This is a genomic window from Streptomyces sp. NPDC051243 (assembly GCF_044455405.1).
Taxonomy (GTDB): domain Bacteria; phylum Actinomycetota; class Actinomycetes; order Streptomycetales; family Streptomycetaceae; genus Streptomyces.
Genome location: NZ_JBITES010000019.1, coordinates 173,276 through 190,499 on the forward strand (window position 1 = coordinate 173,276; position 17,224 = coordinate 190,499).

General features: G+C 71.2%; 14 protein-coding genes and 7 pseudogenes. 9 read left to right on the top strand and 12 right to left on the bottom strand.

Annotated features, from left to right (window positions below; translation table 11 throughout):
- Positions 1–13: 13 nt before the first annotated feature.
- From ACIBAG_RS38410 to ACIBAG_RS38420, 3 genes are read left to right on the top strand one after another with little or no spacing between them, the layout of a single operon-like run.
- Entirely contained in the window at positions 14–1,423 is a 1,410-nt protein-coding gene (locus tag ACIBAG_RS38410; RefSeq protein ID WP_399111868.1) for an NtaA/DmoA family FMN-dependent monooxygenase, read from the top strand.
- The gene (locus ACIBAG_RS38415) at positions 1,420–2,502 is read left to right on the top strand and encodes an LLM class flavin-dependent oxidoreductase (RefSeq protein WP_399111870.1); all 1,083 of its coding nucleotides are present in this window, start codon (positions 1,420–1,422) and stop codon (positions 2,500–2,502) included. The genes ACIBAG_RS38410 and ACIBAG_RS38415 overlap by 4 nt, the downstream gene beginning before the upstream one ends.
- On the top strand, positions 2,495–3,622 hold the full coding sequence (locus ACIBAG_RS38420; protein WP_399111872.1) for an LLM class flavin-dependent oxidoreductase: 1,128 nt from the start codon (positions 2,495–2,497) through the stop codon (positions 3,620–3,622). Before ACIBAG_RS38415 ends, ACIBAG_RS38420 begins: the two co-directional genes overlap by 8 nt.
- A 78-nt stretch (positions 3,623–3,700) precedes the next feature.
- On the opposite strand, the pseudogene ACIBAG_RS38425 reads toward ACIBAG_RS38420, so the two are convergent.
- From ACIBAG_RS38425 to ACIBAG_RS38440, 4 pseudogenes are all read right to left on the bottom strand, one after another.
- A pseudogene (locus ACIBAG_RS38425) lies at positions 3,701–4,510 on the bottom strand (ABC transporter ATP-binding protein); the annotation flags it as partial.
- A pseudogene (locus ACIBAG_RS38430) lies at positions 4,497–5,339 on the bottom strand (ABC transporter substrate-binding protein); the annotation flags it as partial. The pseudogenes ACIBAG_RS38425 and ACIBAG_RS38430, both read right to left, overlap by 14 nt.
- A gap of 1 nt (position 5,340) precedes the next feature.
- Positions 5,341–5,859, bottom strand: a pseudogene (locus ACIBAG_RS38435) (DUF1684 domain-containing protein); the annotation flags it as partial.
- Positions 5,829–5,948, bottom strand: a pseudogene (locus ACIBAG_RS38440) (LysR family transcriptional regulator); the annotation flags it as partial. The pseudogenes ACIBAG_RS38435 and ACIBAG_RS38440, both read right to left, overlap by 31 nt.
- A 137-nt stretch (positions 5,949–6,085) precedes the next feature.
- Here ACIBAG_RS38440 and ACIBAG_RS38445 point away from each other — a divergent pair.
- The 5 genes and pseudogenes from ACIBAG_RS38445 to ACIBAG_RS38465 form a co-directional block, all read left to right on the top strand.
- The gene (locus ACIBAG_RS38445; protein ID WP_351078001.1) at positions 6,086–6,166 is read left to right on the top strand and encodes a putative leader peptide; all 81 of its coding nucleotides are present in this window, start codon (positions 6,086–6,088) and stop codon (positions 6,164–6,166) included.
- A 332-nt stretch (positions 6,167–6,498) separates the two neighbouring features.
- Positions 6,499–6,852, top strand: a pseudogene (locus ACIBAG_RS38450) (LLM class flavin-dependent oxidoreductase); the annotation flags it as partial.
- Between the two features lie 257 nt (positions 6,853–7,109).
- Positions 7,110–7,667: an NADPH-dependent FMN reductase gene (gene ssuE, locus ACIBAG_RS38455; protein ID WP_399111873.1), complete on the top strand. Its 558-nt coding sequence runs from the start codon at positions 7,110–7,112 to the stop codon at positions 7,665–7,667.
- Positions 7,664–8,093 (top strand): annotated as a pseudogene (locus ACIBAG_RS38460) (acyl-CoA dehydrogenase family protein); the annotation flags it as partial. The gene ssuE and the pseudogene ACIBAG_RS38460, both read left to right, overlap by 4 nt.
- Positions 8,091–8,360, top strand: a pseudogene (locus ACIBAG_RS38465) (alkanesulfonate monooxygenase); the annotation flags it as partial. The pseudogenes ACIBAG_RS38460 and ACIBAG_RS38465, both read left to right, overlap by 3 nt.
- A 62-nt stretch (positions 8,361–8,422) precedes the next feature.
- Here the strand turns inward: ACIBAG_RS38465 and ACIBAG_RS38470 are convergent.
- Genes ACIBAG_RS38470 through ACIBAG_RS38495 form a run of 6 tightly spaced genes read right to left on the bottom strand, consistent with a single transcriptional unit; the run spans position 8,423 to position 15,266 of the window.
- A complete protein-coding gene (locus ACIBAG_RS38470) occupies positions 8,423–11,197 on the bottom strand; it encodes a fumarate reductase/succinate dehydrogenase flavoprotein subunit (RefSeq protein WP_399111875.1) in 2,775 nt (924 codons plus the stop codon).
- A gap of 11 nt (positions 11,198–11,208) precedes the next feature.
- Positions 11,209–11,976: an ABC transporter ATP-binding protein gene (locus ACIBAG_RS38475; RefSeq protein WP_399111876.1), complete on the bottom strand. Its 768-nt coding sequence runs from the start codon at positions 11,974–11,976 to the stop codon at positions 11,209–11,211.
- Positions 11,960–12,823 carry an ABC transporter permease gene (locus ACIBAG_RS38480; RefSeq protein WP_399111877.1) on the bottom strand — a complete coding sequence of 288 codons (864 nt, stop codon included), beginning with the start codon at positions 12,821–12,823 and terminating at the stop codon, positions 11,960–11,962. Before ACIBAG_RS38480 ends, ACIBAG_RS38475 begins: the two co-directional genes overlap by 17 nt.
- Entirely contained in the window at positions 12,820–14,163 is a 1,344-nt protein-coding gene (locus tag ACIBAG_RS38485; protein WP_399111879.1) for an ABC transporter substrate-binding protein, read from the bottom strand. The genes ACIBAG_RS38480 and ACIBAG_RS38485 overlap by 4 nt, the downstream gene beginning before the upstream one ends.
- A 36-nt stretch (positions 14,164–14,199) precedes the next feature.
- On the bottom strand, positions 14,200–14,427 hold the full coding sequence (locus ACIBAG_RS38490; RefSeq protein WP_055491243.1) for a ferredoxin family protein: 228 nt from the start codon (positions 14,425–14,427) through the stop codon (positions 14,200–14,202).
- 50 nt (positions 14,428–14,477) lie between these two features.
- Entirely contained in the window at positions 14,478–15,266 is a 789-nt protein-coding gene (locus ACIBAG_RS38495) for a GntR family transcriptional regulator (RefSeq protein WP_399111881.1), read from the bottom strand.
- An 862-nt stretch (positions 15,267–16,128) separates the two neighbouring features.
- On the opposite strand from ACIBAG_RS38495, the gene ACIBAG_RS38500 reads away from it, so the two are divergent.
- Positions 16,129–16,293 carry a hypothetical protein gene (locus ACIBAG_RS38500; RefSeq protein WP_399111882.1) on the top strand — a complete coding sequence of 55 codons (165 nt, stop codon included), beginning with the start codon at positions 16,129–16,131 and terminating at the stop codon, positions 16,291–16,293.
- 24 nt (positions 16,294–16,317) lie between these two features.
- Here ACIBAG_RS38500 and ACIBAG_RS38505 read toward each other — a convergent pair whose 3' ends face one another.
- Both ACIBAG_RS38505 and ACIBAG_RS38510 read right to left on the bottom strand, forming a co-directional pair.
- Positions 16,318–16,470, bottom strand: coding sequence for a hypothetical protein (locus ACIBAG_RS38505; RefSeq protein ID WP_399111883.1), 153 nt, complete (start codon positions 16,468–16,470; stop codon positions 16,318–16,320).
- A 155-nt stretch (positions 16,471–16,625) separates the two neighbouring features.
- Positions 16,626–17,015 carry a hypothetical protein gene (locus ACIBAG_RS38510; RefSeq protein WP_399111884.1) on the bottom strand — a complete coding sequence of 130 codons (390 nt, stop codon included), beginning with the start codon at positions 17,013–17,015 and terminating at the stop codon, positions 16,626–16,628.
- Positions 17,016–17,224 lie beyond the last annotated feature (209 nt).

The window sequence follows — 17,224 nt, forward strand, 5'->3', positions numbered from 1 at the left end:
GACGACCACGACCATGAGCAAGCCGTTGAAGCAGATCCACCTGGCCGCCCACTTCCCCGGCGTCAACAACACCACCGTGTGGAGCGACCCGAGTGCCGGCAGCCACATCGAGTTCGGCTCCTTCGTCCACTTCGCGCAGACCGCCGAACGCGCCAAGTTCGACTTCCTGTTCCTCGCCGAGGGGCTCAGGCTCCGCGAACAGGGCGGAAAAATCTACGACCTGGACGTCGTCGGCCGCCCCGACACCTTCACCGTCCTGGCCGCACTCGCTGCCGTCACCGAGCACCTCGGCCTGACCGGCACCATCAACTCCACCTTCAACGAGCCCTACGAGGTGGCCCGCCAGTTCGCCAGCCTCGACCACCTCTCCGGCGGCCGCTCCGCCTGGAACGTCGTCACCTCCTGGGACGCCTTCACCGGCGAGAACTTCCGCCGCGGCGGCTTCCTGCCGCAGGAGGAGCGCTACTCCCGCGCCAAGGAGTTCCTCGCCACGGCGAACGAGCTCTTCGACTCCTGGCACGGCGACGAGATCCTCGCCGACCAGGAGACCGGCACCTTCCTGCGGGACGCCAAGGCCGGCGCCTTCGTCCACACCGGACAGCACTTCGACATCCACGGGCAGTTCAACGTGCCGCGTTCCCCGCAGGGCCGCCCGGTGATCTTCCAGGCCGGCGACTCCGAGGAGGGCCGCGAGTTCGCCGCCTCCGAAGCCGACGCGATCTTCAGCCGGCACGCCACCCTCGAAGCGGGCCAGTCCTTCTACACCGACGTCAAGAAGCGCCTCGCCAAGTACGGCCGCCGCCACGACCAGCTGCTGATCCTGCCCGCCGCCACCTTCACCCTCGCCGACACCGACGCCGAGGCGGAGGAACTGGCCAAGCTGGTGCGCCGCCAGCAAGTCAGCGGCGCCACCGCCCTCAAGCACCTGGAGTTCGTCTGGAACCGGGACCTGTCCTCCTACGACCCGGACGGGCCGCTCCCCGACATCGAACCGGACGTCGGCGACGACCACATCTCCAAGGGCCGCGCCCAGGTCCGCATGTACCGCGACCCGCTGGCCACCGCCCGCGAGTGGCGCGAGCTCGCCGCCGCGAACAACTGGTCGATCCGCGACCTGGTCATCGAGACGGGCAACCGGCAGAACTTCATCGGTTCGGCGGAGACGATCGCCCGCACCATCAACGAGTTCGTGCAGGCCGACGCAAGTGACGGCTTCATCCTCGTCCCGCACATCACCCCGACCGGCCTCGACGAGTTCGCCGACAAGGTCGTCCCACTCCTGCAGGAACAGGGCGTGTTCCGCACCGAATACGAGGGTCCGACCCTGCGCGACCACCTCGGCCTGGCCCTCCCCCACTCTCGGCTTCGCTCGAGCGGGGGGACCCCCATCGACGACATCCGTGACGCACGGGCAGCGTCGTGAAGTTCCTCGCCATCACCCTGATCGTGCACCGGCCGGATCCGATCACCGGGGTGCACAAGCCGACCCAGGACCGCTTCCGCGAGGTCCTCGACAACGCCCTGCTCGCCGAGGAACTCGGCTTCGACGGATTCGGTGTGGGGGAACGGCACGAGCGGCCGTTCCTCTCCTCCTCACCGACCGTCGTCCTCGGTCACATCGCGGCACTGACCCGACGCATCCGGCTGTTCACCGCCGTGACCACGCTCAGCCTCCTGGACCCCGTGCGCGCCTACGAGGACTACGCCACCCTCGACCATCTCTCCGAGGGACGGCTGGAGCTGATCATCGGCAAGGGCAACGGCGCCGCCCAGCGCGAGCTGTTCCACGTCACACCCGAGGACCAGTGGGAGCGCAACGCCGAGAGCTATGAGGTGTTCCGGCAGATCTGGCGGCAGGACAAGGTGACCGCGGCGACCCGCTTCCGCCCTCCGCTGACGGGCGCCGAGGTGTTGCCGCGGCCCTACCAGCAGCCCGTCCGGGTCTGGCACGGCAGCGCCACCAGCAAGCAGTCGGTGGACCTGGCCGCCCGCTACGGCGACCCGCTGTTCTCGGCGAACGTCACCAACCCCCTCGAGCCGTACGCCGAGTTGATCAGGTACTACCGCGAGCGCTGGGAGTTCTACGGCCACGACCCGGCGAAGATCGCAGTCGGCGCCGGCAGCGCCGGGCTCCTCGTGACCCACACATCCCAGGAAGCGCTCAAGGTGTACCGGCCGATCTTCGAGTCGACGCTCGCGTTCCAGAAGCAGTTCGGCCTGCCGGTGGTCTTCGAGACCGTGGAGGACTTCGTGGAGCGCAGTTCCGCACTGGTCGGCAGCCCGCAGCAGGTCGTCGAGAAGGTGCACCGCTACCACGAACACTTCGGGCACACCGTGCTCCACCTGCACGCGGACGCGAACGGTTTGACGGACGCCCAGCACCGCGCCTCACTGGAGCTGTTCCAATCCGAGGTCGCCCCTGTACTACGGCGGGACATCCCGGACCCGCCCTTCACCTGGGGACCAGTACTGCCCGTCACCGAGGAGCCCGCCCATGCCTGACATCCCCCTCGGCGTCCTCGACCTGGTGCCGATACCGTCCGGCTCGACGGCCGCCGACGCCCTGCGCAACTCCATCGACCTGGCACAGCACGCCGAGCGCTTCGGATACGCCCGGTACTGGTTCGCCGAGCACCACCTCAACCCGGGCGTGGCGGGCACGTCCCCCGCGGTCGTCCTCGCGCTCACCGCGTCAGCCACCTCCACGATCCGGCTCGGCTCCGGCGCCGTACAGCTCGGCCACCGCACCGCGCTCAGCACGGTCGAGGAGTTCGGCCTGATCGACGCGCTGCATCCCGGCCGCTTCGATCTCGGCCTGGGCCGCTCGGGCGGCCGCCCGCCGGGACAGACGACCGCAGCCCCTGCCACCGTCACCCCCGTCGTGGACGGCCGGGCCCCGAACGGCCTGCTGATCCCGCCCCGCTTCTCCTTCGAACGCCTCCTCGGCTCACCCCGCGTCGCCTTGCAGCGCAAGCTGCTCCTGCTGCCCGGTGCCGAGTCGCAGGACTACGCCGAGCAGATCGACGACATCCTCGCCCTGCTGGCCGGCACCTACCGGTCCCCGGACGGCGTCGAGGCGCACGCCGTGCCGGGTGAGGGCGCCGACGTCGAGGTGTGGATCCTGGGCAGCAGCGGCGGTCAGAGCGCCGAGGTCGCGGGCGCGCGGGGGCTGCGGTTCGCCGCGAACTACCACGTCAGCCCCGCCACCGTGCTGGAGGCCGTGGACGGCTACCGGGCCTTCTTCCAGCCCTCCGACTTCCTCGACAAGCCGTACGTCAGCGTCTCGGCCGACGTGGTCGTGGCGGAGGACGAGGAGAGGGCCCGAGAGCTCGCCACCGGCTACGCGGCCTGGGTCCGCAGCATCCGCACCGCCGAGGGCGCCATCGAGTACCCGACGCCGGAGCAGGCGCGGGCCTTCGAGTGGAGTGACGAGGACCGGGAGCTGGTGCGGGACCGCGTGGACACGCAGTTCGTCGGCTCACCCGGACAGGTGGCCGACCGCCTGGTGCGGCTCCAAGAGGCCACCGGGGCCGACGAGTTGCTCATCACCACCATCACCCACGACCACGCCGACCGGGTGAGGTCGTACGAACTGCTCGCGCAGGAGTGGAGCCGGAGGTGAGCGGGAGACCCGGCATTGCGGGAGACCTACGCCGAGCCTCCCGCGCGCAGCCCGGCGGCCCCCAAAGGGATCGGCCGTCGCGGCTGCCTTGACTGCGTGGGAGACCTGCGCGCGCAGCTCGGCGAACTCGCGCGAGCCGCGCAGCTCCTCGGCGTCGACGTCGCCGCGCGGCAGGGTGATCGGCAGGTCCAGGGCCACGGTGCCCGGGCTCTTGGTCGGCACCACGGCGCGGGAGCCGAGGAACACCGCCTCCTCCGCCGAGTGCGTCACGAACACCGCGGTCCGCCCGGTCCGTTCGGTCACCCGGCGGACGTCCTCCTGAAGCCGCTCCCGGGTCAGCGCGTCCAGCGCCGCGAACGGCTCGTCGAGCAGGAAGAGCGGGTTCTCGGCGGCGAGGGCCCGGGCGATGGCGACGCGCTGCTGCTGACCGCCGGAGATCTCCCGGACACGCCGCTTCTCGTTGCCCTCCAGGCCGACCCGGGCCAGCAACTCCGCGCGTCGCTCGGCCCATTGAGCGCGGTCCACACCCGCGTACCGCAACGCCAGGTCGATGTTGCCCCGCACGGTCCGCCACGGGAACAGCCGCGGCGTCTGGCACACCACCCCGGCCGCCCTGCCGGGCCGCGGTTCGGTGCCGGAGACCCGCACCGAACCGTACGTGGGCCGCTCGAACCCGGCGATCAGCCGCAACAGCGTGCTCTTGCCGCAGCCGGAGGCGTCCACCAGGACCAGGAACTCCCCGGCCGGAACGGTCAGGTCGACAGGCCCGACGGCGGTGAAGGCCTCGCCGCCCCGGCCGTACAGGTGGGTGACGTGGTCGAGACGGACGGAACCGGCGCGCGCGGAGTCGGCCTCTTCCGGGGCCTGGGTGAGCTCACTTGAGGACATCGGACAGCCCCTTGAGATAGAACGCCGTGCGGACGATGTCCTCGGACGGTGCGGCGTCGGTCTGTTTCTGGTCGGCCAGGAACCGACCGGTGTCGGTCACGTACGTGAGCAGCTTGCCCGGGCTGCCCTCGGTGCCCAGCCAGTCGGCGGAGACCACCTGCTCCGGGGTGAGGAACACCCCCTGGGCGAGCTGTGCCCCGGCATCCGCGACACTGATGCCGAGCTCGGCCGCGCCGGCCTCGACCGAGCCGTCGGGGTCGGACATGAGCAGGCGCAGTGCCTCGGCCTCCGCTTTGCGCCAGGCGTCGATGGCCCGTGGGTCCCTGGCGATCAGGTCGTCCGAGACGACGGCCAGGTCGAGGGTCGGCTTGCCCGCCGCGCCGATCTCCTTGCTGCTGGTGAGCTGGGTGCCGGTCTTGCGCAGCTCGTCCAGGGTTGGCAGCCAGACGTAGGCGGCGTCGATGTCGCCCCGCTGCCAGGCGGCGAGGATCGGCTGCGGCTGCAGGTCGATGAGCTCGACATCGGACGGCTTGAGGCCGGCCGCCTCCAGCGCCGCGAGCAGGCTGTAGTGCGAGGTGGAGGCGAAGAGGGTGGCTATCTTCTTGCCCTTGAGCCCGGCGACGCCGATGATGCCGGTCGCCGTGCGCGCCACGAGGGCCTCGTTCTCACCCGCGACGTCGAGGATCCACGCGACCTTGTACGGGACGGGCGAGCTGCCGGACACCCCGCGGGCGAACGGGCTGGAGCCCAGCGCGGCGATGTCGAGGGACTTGCCGATGAAGGCCTGGTTGACGCTGGCGCCGGAGTCGAACTTGATCCAGGTGATCGTGGATCGCGACCGGGAGCCGGTTCTCGGCGGGCGGCAGCGGGCAGGTCGCGAAGTCGGCGCAGGCGCACGGCAGGTTGGTGGCGCGGCTGAAGTCCAGCACCACGGTGCCGTCGGGCCCCGGTGCGTCGATGTGCAGGGCGCGGTTGGCCGGATACGTGGTCACGCCCGATGCCGCATCGGTGAACAGCACCATGAGGCTGCCCGGTGTGTGCCCGTTGAACGCGGTCAAACCCAGGGTGCGGCCTTCGACGCGGAAGCGGATCCGACCGGGGGCGTCGAAGACGCGCTGCAGCCCCTCGACGGTGGCGCCCACGGTGGTCGGCCGCGGCTCGGGGAACGGGGTATACGCCTCCCCCCAGACGGCGTTGACGCCGCCGCGTTCCGGGATGACGCCGAAAGCGTGCCGTCCGCGCACCACGGTGCCGTCGACGACGAGTTCCTCCCCCTCGCCGAGCACGACGGTGACGCCGTCGTCGCCCGTCGACCAGGCTCCAGGTTGCGCACGGTCTCGCTGAGTCCGGGCTGGGACAGGTGCAGTTCTTCTGCGGCGCGCCGCAGCGACCTCAACCGTGTGACGCAAGCGATGTATTCGAGCTGTTCGATACGCACGGCAAGGAGGCTGCCGTTCACCGTGCGCCGCGTTCAAGAGAATCCCTGTCACAACCTCGTGAATAGCGACTCTCAGCATGTGGAATGACATCCGGGCATTCTTGACCGGCCGGACCCCCACTGCTTTGATCGAAGGCATGAAGCGACAGGACCTCACGCGGCGACGCCATGTCGACCTCGCGCGTGTCTCCAGCTCCTGCTGTCGCTGTCGGGTCTGAGCACACCAGCTCGGCCGCCGAGGGAAACCCTCGCACTCGCGCCGATCTCCGCTCTTGAATTCCACCTCCGGCCGTTTTCCGTCGTGATTACGGCCTTGCCGGGAACAGTGCGCCCGCACGCCTGAATCCCGATCCCTGAACACGTTTCCCTGTCGCGCACGCGCCTTTTTCGCCTGCGCAGTCATGCCAGGAGTTCCCCATGCCCGAACCGACCGGACCCGACCCCGTCCGCTTCGACCACCGGGTGCCGAACGTCAGCGGAGGCCTGGTCACCAGCACCATCGAGCAGCGCACCGACCACTCAGCGCCTGAAGGCCATCGCCGCCGACCAGCTGTCGAACGGCCGTTTCGCCGTCAACGTCGTCAGGGGCTGGTTCAAGGGCGAGTTCACCGCCCTGGGCGAGCCCTGGCTGGAGCACGCCGAGCTCCCCCAGTTCTCGGCTTCGCTCGAACCGGGGAACCCCATCCGCCGCTCCGAGGAGTTCATCCTCGCCCTGCGCCAGATCTGGACCGAGGACCGCGTCGAACTCGCCGGGAACTTCTACCGGTTGCCCGACTTCCCCCTCAAGCCCAAGCCGCTCAACACCGTCGAGCGCCCGCACCCGGAGATCTTCCAGGGCGGCAATTCCACCGCCGCTCGCGCCACGGGGCGGGCCGGGTCTCCGGCTGGTACTTCTCCAACGGCAAGGACTTCGACGGTGTCACCGCGAGATCGTCGCCAAGGACAACACCGAGGCCGTCCACGGCTTCCGCGACGCCGTCCAGCAGGCCGGCCCCTCCACCGCCGACCGCAAGGGCATGTGGCAGGACTCCACCAAGCGGGTGCTGCCCCTGGTGCGCGAACCGGAGGCCCAGGAAACCGAGTCCCAGCCCGTCACCGCCCACGCCTGACCGCCACCGGCATACCACCGCAGCTCACCCGGCACTCCTGAAAGGTCCTCGCATGGCCATCGTCCTGTCCGTCTCCGGCAGCCCCTCCGCCACCTCCCGCACCGCCCGGCTGCTGCGCCACCTGGACGCCCGGCTCCGGGCCCAGGGGCACGAGGTGATCCCGTTCGACGTCCGTACGCTCCCGCCCGTCGCCCTGCTGCACGCCGACTTCGCCCACCCGGCGATCGTCGAGGCCACCGCCCTGTTCGAGCGCGCGGACGGGATCGTGATCGGCACGCCCGTCTACAAGGCCGCCTACTCCGGGCTGCTGAAGTGCCTGCTGGACCTGCTCCCGCAGTACGCACTCGCGGGCAAGACCGTCCTTCCGCTGGCCACAGGCGGCACCACCGCCCACGTCCTGGCCATCGACTACGCCCTGCGCCCCGTGCTGAACTCCATGGGCCCCGCCCACATCACGCCCGGCTGGTTCACGCTCGACAAGGACATCACCGTGGCCGACGACGGCACCCTGACCGTCGCGCCGGCCCCCGCAGAGGCCCTGGCGCAGGTCACCGACCAGTTCTCGCTCGCCCTCGGTGGCCGCCCGACCCTGCTGGCGGCCGCCGGATGAGCGCCGCGACGGTGCTCGCCGGCGACACCGAAGCGCTCGCCGTCGCCGCCGAACTGGCCGCCGACTTCCGCAAGGACGCCGCCGAGCGGGATGCCCGCCGCCGGCTCCCGCATACCGAGGTGGCGCGGCTGTCCGCGTCCGGACTGCTCGGGGTGACGGTGCCCGCCGTTCGGCGGTGCGGACGTCCGTACGGACACACTCGCGGAGATCTTCCGGCTGCTGGCCTCCGCCGACGCCAGCCTCGCCCGGATCCCGCAGAGCCACTTCGTGTATGTCAATGTGCTCCGCCGGCAGGGGACACAGGCGCAGAAGGAGTTCTTCTTCGGCGAGGTGCTGGCCGGAAAGCGGTTCGGTAACGCCCAGTCCGAGGCGGGTACCGGCCATGTGCAGGACATCCGTACGCGGCTCGCGCGGCGCCCCGACGGGCTGGTGCGGGGCGGTGCGGGCACGGCGCTGGTCGGCAGCCACGACGAGGTCGCCGAGCGGATCGCCGAGTACCACCGGCTGGGCATCGACGAGTTCGTGCTCTCCGGCTCCCCGCATCTGGAGGAGGCCTACTGGTTCGGCGAGGGCGTCCTGCCGAAGCTCACGGCACAGGGACTGTGGACCCACCCCTTCCGCACCGTGGCGGATGTGGGGCCCACCGCTCAGGTCCCCTTCGTCTGCGCCGGGAGCCCACGACGCCCCGCGTGATCGCTGACGACTCCGAGACGGCGACCGGTGCCTGGGACGTCACCGGCACAACGGTGCCGTCATCACAGTGCCCGGGCTGCGTAGGCCCTGACGTCCGCGTCCGGGTCCGTCGTCGCCGTGGCCAGGGCCGCCCGGGCGTCCTCGGTGGCGCGGTGCCCGGTCAGTGCCACCACGGCGGCCTTGCGGACGTCGGCGTTCGGGTCGGCGAGGGCCTTGGCGAGGGCGGGAACCGCCAGGCCGGGGTCCGCGAGGGACAAAGCCGTGGCGGCGCCGACCCGCACCTGCCAAGCCGGGTCGGACAAGGCGGCCTGCGCGCGTGCGGCCAGGGGAGCCGGGCAGCCGGACGTGCCCAGCGCTTCGTAGGCGGCAGCTCGCACCAGCGCGTCGGGATCGTCGGTGAGCCCGGCCAGGGCCGAGTGGACCAGGTCGGGTCCGGGGCCGGTCGGCGGGGTGTCGCCGAGCTGTCTCCCCGTCACGGTGGCCAGGGCCTTGGCGATGGTGACGCGGACCTCGCGGGACGGGTCGGCGGTCGCCGTGCGGGCCAGCTCTGCGGCGGCGTCGACCGACACGAGCGCCCGCACGGCCGCGATGCGGACGGTGATGTCGGAGTCCGACAGGGAGTTCGCGAACAGTCCGGTGTCTCCGAGGCGCAGGACGCGCAGGGCGTCCAGCGCGGCGGCGCGGACGACGGGGTCCGTTTCGGACAGCGCGGCGGTGAGGCCGTCGCGCAGGGCCGGTTCGGGGGCCAGCGTCTCGACCAGTTCGCTCAGCGAGGCGGCAGCGGCGGCGCGGACGCCGGCGTCGGTGTCGGTGAGCGCGGCGGCCAGTGCGGGTCCGGTGCCCGTTGGCACCGTCTCCGTCAGGACGGTGACGGCCGTGCGGCGGACGGTGGGGTCGGGGTCGGTCAGGTAGGGGGTGAGGGCGGGGAGCGGGGGTTCGTCTTCCGCGAGGGAGAGGAGTTCGAGCAGGCGTGGCGTGGTCGGCGCGTCCGCGTCGGTACCGGGGTGGGCGGTGGTACCGGTCACGGCGGTCTCCTGCCGCATCACCACCGGCGCCGCTTCCCGGGCCCCAGCGATCGCCACCTGTTCCGGGTGGACCTCGCCGAGATGACGGGAGGGTCCGCCGACCGGCCTGAACTCGTCGACCGGGACCAGATAGGGGGCCACGGGACGTGCCGTGAACTCCATCGCGCCCGTGGGGGACTTGCGCAGGTCGAGGTGGTGGAACCAGGACGCGTCGTCACGACGCGGGTGGTCGAGTCGGTCGTGGTAGAGGCCCCAGCGGGATTCCGTGCGGGCCAGGGAGGCCCGGGCGGCCATCTCCGCGCAGTCGCGGATGAAGCTCACTTCCGCGCAGCGCATCAGCTCGTGCGGGGTGCGGGCGCCCATCGAGGCGATGTCGGTGCGCATCCGCTCGAACGCCTCCAGGGCCAGCGACAGCCGGGCGCCGGACTTCGGCGGAGCCACATAGTCGTTCACGAAGCGCCGCAGCTTGTACTCGACCTGGGGCTGCGGCGGGCCGTCGGGGTGGTGCAGCGGGCGGTAGATCAGCTCGTGCGCCTCCTGGAGCTGGTCAACGGGCAACTCCCCTTCGTACGGCGTGTACTGGGACGCGTCCGCTCCCGCGAGGTCCCCGAAGACGAACGCGCCGATCATGTAGTTGTGCGGGACACAGGCCAGGTCCCCGGCGGCGTACAGCCGGGGAACGGTCGTACGGGCGTGGTCGTCCACCCGTACGCCCGAGGCCGAGTGGCCGCCGCACAGGCCGATCTCGGAGATGTGCATCTCGACGTCGTGGGTGCGGTAGTCGTGGCCGCGGCCGGCGTGGAAGGTGCCGCGGGTCGGGCGTTCCGTCGAGTGCAGGATCGACTCCAGAGCCGAGACGGACTCCTCCGGGAGGTGGCTCAGCTTCAGGTAGACCGGGCCCCGGTCACTGGCCACCTCGGCCGCGAACTCGGCCATCATCTGGCCCGACCAGTAGTCGGAGTCGACGAAGCGTTCGCCGTGCCGGTTGACCTGGTAGCCGCCGAAGGGGTTGGCGACGTACGCGCAGGCGGGGCCGTTGTAGTCCTTGATCAGCGGGTTGATCTGGAAGCACTCGATGCCGGTCAGCTCGGCGCCCGCGTGGTACGCCATCGCGTAGCCGTCACCAGCGTTCGTCGGGTTCTCGTACGTGCCGTACAGATAGCCGGAGGCGGGCAGTCCGAGTCGGCCGCAGGCGCCGGTCGCCAGGATCACCGCGCCCGCGCGTACGGTGACGAAGGCGCCCGTGCGGGTGTTGAAGCCGACCGCGCCCACGGCACGCCCCTCCACCGTGAGCACGCGCACCGGCATCACCCGGTTCTCGATCCGGATGCGCTCGCGCATCTCGCGCCGCCGCAATTGCCGGTACAGGACCTTCTTGACGTCCTTGCCCTCGGGCATCGGAAGCACGTACGAACCTGAGCGGTGGACCTGGCGGACCGCGTACTCGCCGTGCTCGTCCTTCTCGAACTTCACTCCGTACGACTCCAGCCGCCGCACCATGGCGAAGCCGCGGGTGGCGGTCTGGCGGACGGTGGACTGGTCGACGATGCCGTCGTTGGCGCGGGTGATCTCGGCGACGTAGTCGTCCGGTTCGGCGCGGCCCGGGATGACAGCGTTGTTGACGCCGTCCATGCCCATGGCGAGCGCGCCCGAGTGGCGGACGTGGGCCTTTTCCAGGAGCAGCACGTCCGCGCCGCGCTCCGCGGCGGTCAGGGCAGCCATGGTGCCGGCGGTGCCGCCGCCGATCACGAGCACGTCGCAGCTGATCTCCTCGGCGTCGGTGAGGGCCGGGATCTGCAGGGGGGTGTCCACCGGGGTGCCTTTCAAGAACCGAGTGAGGTGAGGACTTCGCGTCGCAGGGCGATACGCGCCGGATCGTCGTGGGCGGCGCGCTCACGCGGGCGCGGTACGTCCCGTACGGCGATGAGCCGGCCCGCGCCGAGCAGGGCCACGCGGTCGCCGAGGAACAGGGCCTCGTCCACGTCGTGGGTGACGAAGACGACGGTGGCGCCCGTGCCGTGCAGCACCTCCACCAGCAGGTCCTGCATCCCGGCGCGGGTCTGGGCGTCGAGGGCGCCGAAAGGTTCGTCCATCAGTACGGCGCGGGGCGCTCCGGCGAGGGCCCGGGCCAGTTGGGCGCGCTGGCGTTGCCCGCCGGAGACGCGGTGCGGCAGTTGCCGGGACTGTTCGGCCAGCCCGACGCGGGCAAGCCAGGCATCGGCCTGGGTGCGGCGTTCGGAGCGGGACAATCCCTTGATGGCGAGGGGGAGTTCGACGTTCGCGCGCAGGGTGCGCCAGGGCAGGAGGGCGTCCTCCTGGAAGATCAGCGCACGGTCGGCGGAGGGATCCGCCAGTGGGCCCGCGTCCTGGGTGACCTCTCCGGCCAGGGGCGACAGCAGCCCGGCCAGCGTGCGCAGCAGCGTCGACTTGCCGCAGCCGGAGGGGCCGACGACGGTGAGGATCTCGCCGGGCGCCACCTGGAGGTCCACCTCGTCGAGCACGGGAGCGCCGGGCCGTCCGAGGATGGCACCGTGCAGGGTCAGCGCCGCACCGGTGCGGGCCGGGGAACGCACGTCAGACGAGCTGGTCATGGGGCACGTTCTCCTTGGTCCTGGGGCCGACCGGTATGAGGGCTGTGGCGCCGCGCACCCGGCGTGGGGCCCGTCCGCCGGGGACGTACGACGTACGCGGCAGCCAGTGGGTCAGGCGGCGGCCCAGCAGTTCGACGGCGGTGGAGGTGAGCCAGCCGAGCACGCCGATCGTGACCATGCCGACGAACACGCCGGGGTAGTCGACGACCGTGTAGTCCTGCCAGGTGCGGTAGCCGACCCCGTACTGACCGGAGATCATCTCGGCGGAGATCACACAGATCCACGAGACGCCGATGCCGACCGACAGGCCGCCGAAGATGCCGGGCAGCGCGCCCGGTAGGACGACGGAGCCGAGGATCCGCCACCGGCCGCCGCCCATCGTCAGCACCGCCTCCTCCCACACGGGGGTCAGCGCGCGCACCGCGTGCCGGGTGGAGACCAGGACCGGGAAGTAGGCGGCGGTGAAGGTGATGAAGACGATGCCCTGTTCGTTGGAGGGGAACAGGAGGATCGCCACGGGGACCAGGGCGATGGCCGGGATGGGGCGGAGGACTTCCAGCAGCGGTCCGAGCAGGTCCTCGGCGAGCCGCGAGCGGGCCACGAGCACGCCCGTGGCCACACCCAGCACGGTGGCCAGCAGGAAACCGGTGAGGATACGGGTGAGGCTGTCGGTGAGATCCGTCCAGTAGTCGGGCCCGGACAGCCGGTCGGCGAAGGCGCGGGCCACGTCGGTGACCGTGGGGAACTGCGAGAAGCGCAGCCAGACGTCGACGTTCAGGCTGGTCAGCAGCTGCCAGAGACCGAGGCCGACGGCCAGGGACAGCCCGCGCAGCGCGTACCGCGTCACGACGCCCGCTCCAGCGCCTCGGCATAGGTGACGACGCTCGCGCCGCCGTGACCGTCGACGTAGGTCTGCGCGGTCGCCGGAGCGACGAACGGCAGCAGCTTCTCCCCGTCGGCCACCCACACCGCCTTGTCCGCGAACCACAGGGTGCCGGTGGTGGCGTCGGGGACGTAGGCGGCGCGGATGGTACCGCGGTGGGCGGACACGTAACTCAACAGTTCGGCGGGCGACTTGAAGGTACGCGTCCGCGCGGAGCCCTTCGGCCACACCTCGCTCGCCGCGGCCGGGGGCGTGGCGGCGAGCCGCTCGGCGTACGCCGTCCCCAGGGCCTTCTTCACGTACTGGTCGTCGACGAAGGAGTCCACGTCCACGTCACCGGTCAGCTTCGCGGACTTCAGGATCGCCACGTCCTGCTTCAGGGCGGAGACGAGCCGGGGCTTGAGAGCCGGGTCGAAGGTGGCGATGCCGTGGGCGCCGTTGTAGAGGTAGACGACCTCGGCGGGCAGGCCGGTGGCCTCCGCGACCTTCTCGGCGGCGGTGACGGGATGGTCGTTGAGGTAGTCGGTGGCCTGTGCCTGGGCCTTGAGGAACGCCTCCAGTACGGTCGGCCGCTCCTTCGCGAACTCCTCGCGGGCGGTGACGCCGTGGAAGGTGGGCAGGTTCAGTTGCGCGCCGTCGTACAGGGCCTTCGCCTTGCCCTGGTGGGCGAGCAGGCCCGGCCAGGCGACGAACTGCGACAGCGCGTCCGCGCTGCCCGCGGCGAGGGCCGAAGCGCCCACCGCGGGCTGCTGGTTGAGCTTCTCGACGCCCTTGTCGGGGTCGATGCCGGCGCGTTGCAGGGCCCGTACGAGCGTGCCGTCGGCGGCGGAGCCGACGCTCGTGGAGACCTTCTTGCCCTTCAGATCCTTCAGGGAACTGAGCTCGGAGTCGGGCGCCGTGACGATGGTGTTCAGGCCGCCGCGCAGGTTGTAGCCGGTGACCGAGACCAGATGGGTGGGGCGGCCGAGCTGTTTGCCGCGGGCGGCGTTGATGAGCAGCGGGAAGTCGCCCATCGAGCCGATGTCGATCTTTCCGGCGGTCATCTGGGCGGTGATGGGGGCGCCGGTGGCGTAGTCCTGCCAGACGACCCTGTAGCTGACGCCGTCGCCGAGCGAGTTCAGCTGCTTCTCGAAGTAGCCGAGGGAGCGGAGCAGGGTGCCGGCCGTGACCGTGTTGATGGTCTTGGACTGGTAGCCGACGGTGACGGTGACCGTGGAGCCGTCGCCGGCCTCGGCCTCACCGCCGCAGGCGCTGAGCGGGAGCAGAAGGACGACTGCGGATGCTGCGACTGCCGTGCGTTTCATGGTGGTTCGGCCTTTCACCGGATCAGGTCAAGGGGATCAGCGGAGCAAATAGGGCATGTTGACCGTGACGGCTCCGGTGGGACAGCGGGCCGCGCACGGGCCGCAGTACCAGCACTCGTCGACGTGCATGTACGCCTTCCCGCTGCTGACGTCGATGGCCAGGGAGTCCAGCGGGCACATGTCCACGCAGAGCGTGCAGCCGTCGATGCACTTCGACTCGTCGATGGTCACGGGCACATCAGCCCGCTGGGGCGCCAAGGGCATGGCTGTCTCCAGGAAGGTCGGACTCGGTAAGAGGGAGGTGTGAGGAGGTGTCAGAGGGAGCGGCGCAGCAGGCCGCTCATCGTGATGCGGTCGCCGCGGAAGCGGATGAACTCCAGATCGACGGGGCGGCCGTCGGACAGGTGCGTGAGGCGTTCCAGCATCAGCACGGCCGCACCGCGCGGGGCCTGGAGCACGGCGGCGGAATGGGCGTCCGCGTTGACCGCCTCCAGGGTGATCTCGGCGTGGCCGAGCCGCTGGCCGGTCACGGCTTCCAGGAGGCGGAAGACGTCCGTGTTCTCCAAGTCGCAGCCGAGCAGAGCGGTGCCGATGTCCAGGGGGATGTAGGTGAGGTCCAGGGACAGGGGGAGGCCGTTCAGACGGCGAAGGCGTTCGATGTAGAGGACGTCGGTGCCGGATGGGACGCGGAGGCGATCGGCGACGGGGAGGGGTGCCGGGGCGGGGCCCATGGTGCGGACCTCGTTGGTGACCCGGCCGTGCTCGTGGAGGGTTTCCGCGAGGCCCATCAGGCGGTCGAGGCCGTGGGGGTACTTGCGGGCCACGACCACGGTGCCGACGCCGGGGTGGCGTTCCACGAGGGCCTCGGCGCGCAGGAGGTCCAGAGCCTCGCGGACGGTGTTGCGGGAGGCCCGGTAGTCGGTGGCGAGAGTGGACTCGTGGGGGAGGGTGCCGGCGGGGTATCCGCCGACGAGGATCTGGTGGCGGAGCAGGTCGGCGAGCTGGCGCGCCCGGTCCGCGCGCAGCCGGCGTCGCGCGCGGTGGGCCGCGACGGTCGTCGCGCCCTGGCCGGCGTGGTCTCGGATGCGGTCGGTCGGAGGCATGGCCGGAACCATACTCATCCGGTAGGGATAGTGGTGTTGCGGAACTGTTGCGCCACCTGACACATCGCCGGGTACGCCGCTGACCTGGGCTTTCGGCGGGCAGGAGGGGAGATCTGCCAGGGGCCCGGCGCTGGGAGCGGCATGCCGGGCCGCAGGAAGGGCCTTGGAAGAGCCTTGGAAGGGCCTTGGAAGAACCTGGGAAGAACCTGGGAAGAAATGGAAGGGCCTGCGCCCGTCCCGTCCGCTGCGCCAGGCGGCCACGCAGGCGGGTCAGCCGCTCGATCTCGGCGTCGATGGCCGCCAGTCGGTCGGTGACCACGTGGGAGCCGGCGGAGGCGGAGTCGGTGTTCGCGCAGCCCCTGGCCCTGCTCGCCGCCGCACTGTGAGGCTGGTACCCCGCGGTCAACCGACCGCTACGGAGCGCCACAGCCCCCTGCACGTGACCGCCTGGACCTCCGCGGCGGGCGCGGCGGTCCTGCTCTTTCCCGCTCGCCGCGATCGCGCGGGCTTCACCGTGCACGGGACGGTACGTGGACCGGGCCGGCCTCCGGTGCCCGCATGGCCCATTGACCCTGCTCCCCAGTACGCAGGCGCGGCGCATCACAGGTCCGCGGGGCCTGCTGTGCGCCCTGGACGCCGAAGAGGCAGGTGAGCATCGTGACGCGGCTGCGCATCGACGGCGGCGATCTGGTGGTGCGTCTGCCGTGGCGGTGGGTGCTGGCGGCGGGGCGCCGCGGCGTGCGCCTGCCACTTGCATCCGTGGACGACGTTCACGTGGAGCCGCTCTGGTGGCGCGCTGTGCGCTCGCCTCCCGGGCCCCGCTACCGCTTCCGTCCGGGACGCTGGTGCGTGGGCGAGCCCGATGCGGCGCACCATCCAGCGCGAGCTCGACGACCTACTTCTGTCCGGCACCCTCAATCCAGGCGACCGGGTCCGTGTCGATGCCGTCGACGGACGGCTTCACCTGCAGCCGGTATCGGCGGGTGCCGCGGAGCAGGACAACAGCGGCGGACAGTCGCCGGCGTAGGAGCCTGTCGGCGGCGGGCCGGCATCAGGACCCGGGTAGGCGTTCCGGCTCCCCGCCGTCGGCGTCGAACACCTTCGTGAAGGTGGCCCCGTACCGGCAACGGGAGTGCTCGATCAGTACTCCCTCGGCCGAAACGCTCAGCCCCTGGCTGAGCCGCACGTGCACATGATCACCCATGAGAAACCGGCCTCCTTGGCCTCGTCCGGTCCGGTCATCGTGGAGGCCGGCCGCGTGGACCGACAATGCCGCAGCTCACATATGAGTGCTGATCGTGACGCCCGCTCTTCATCCGAGGAAGTCCCGTCGCAGCGCCCAGGCGCGCACTGGCCGGATCACCCGGACGGCTTCGTGGACGGCTGCGCTGCTCGCGCGCTGGGCTGCGGCAGCGGGTGACCGGCGGCGTGCGGCATCGGCGCAGCGTGCCGCTCGGGACGATGACCGTCCTCGCCCGGGACACGGCTGCGTGGCGCCTCGGCGTCGCCGGGCAGCGGTACGGGCCAGCGCGCCACCAGGCGTCCGACCCAGCGGCGGCCGCAGTGCTCGCAGGGCGGAGCGCCCCGCGGCGTATACGGGGAGGGAACAGCGGTGTTGTCGCGGCAGAAGACCTCCCACTCTGCGTCGAGAGCATCTCGGTGGCGCTGCACGTCGTAGTCGACGCTCCAGCGGTGCCGGCACGAGCCGCAGGTGAACTCCACACGTTCGACGGCGACTTCGGTGATCACTGCACTGCACCTCCCATCCGGTGTGCGGGAACGGCCGGGGTGCTGACAGGGCCGCATCGAGAGAGGGGCACACGGGCGGAGCCGAAGCAGCGCCGCTGCTCTGGCAGCAGCCGATCTGTGCGCCCTTGCGGGCATACCAGCCGTAGCTCCCCTGGTCCTGGTCCAGCAGCGTCCGCACGGATATCAGGGCGTCGAGGCCGTCGGCGTCG

Excerpts from the sequence above, each read along its gene's own strand:
- ACIBAG_RS38445 (WP_351078001.1), top strand. The coding sequence starts at position 6,086 with ATGAAGCGACAGGACCTCACGCGGCGACGCCATGTCGACCTCGCGCGT.
- ACIBAG_RS38485 (WP_399111879.1), bottom strand. The coding sequence starts at position 14,163 with ATGAAACGCACGGCAGTCGCAGCATCCGCAGTCGTCCTTCTGCTCCCG.
- ssuE (WP_399111873.1), top strand. The coding sequence starts at position 7,110 with ATGGCCATCGTCCTGTCCGTCTCCGGCAGCCCCTCCGCCACCTCCCGC.
- ACIBAG_RS38505 (WP_399111883.1), bottom strand. The coding sequence starts at position 16,470 with ATGGGTGATCATGTGCACGTGCGGCTCAGCCAGGGGCTGAGCGTTTCG.
- ACIBAG_RS38500 (WP_399111882.1), top strand. The coding sequence starts at position 16,129 with ATGCGGCGCACCATCCAGCGCGAGCTCGACGACCTACTTCTGTCCGGC.
- ACIBAG_RS38410 (WP_399111868.1), top strand. The coding sequence starts at position 14 with ATGAGCAAGCCGTTGAAGCAGATCCACCTGGCCGCCCACTTCCCCGGC.
- ACIBAG_RS38495 (WP_399111881.1), bottom strand. The coding sequence starts at position 15,266 with ATGCCTCCGACCGACCGCATCCGAGACCACGCCGGCCAGGGCGCGACG.
- ACIBAG_RS38475 (WP_399111876.1), bottom strand. The coding sequence starts at position 11,976 with ATGACCAGCTCGTCTGACGTGCGTTCCCCGGCCCGCACCGGTGCGGCG.
- ACIBAG_RS38490 (WP_055491243.1), bottom strand. The coding sequence starts at position 14,427 with ATGCCCTTGGCGCCCCAGCGGGCTGATGTGCCCGTGACCATCGACGAG.
- ACIBAG_RS38420 (WP_399111872.1), top strand. The coding sequence starts at position 2,495 with ATGCCTGACATCCCCCTCGGCGTCCTCGACCTGGTGCCGATACCGTCC.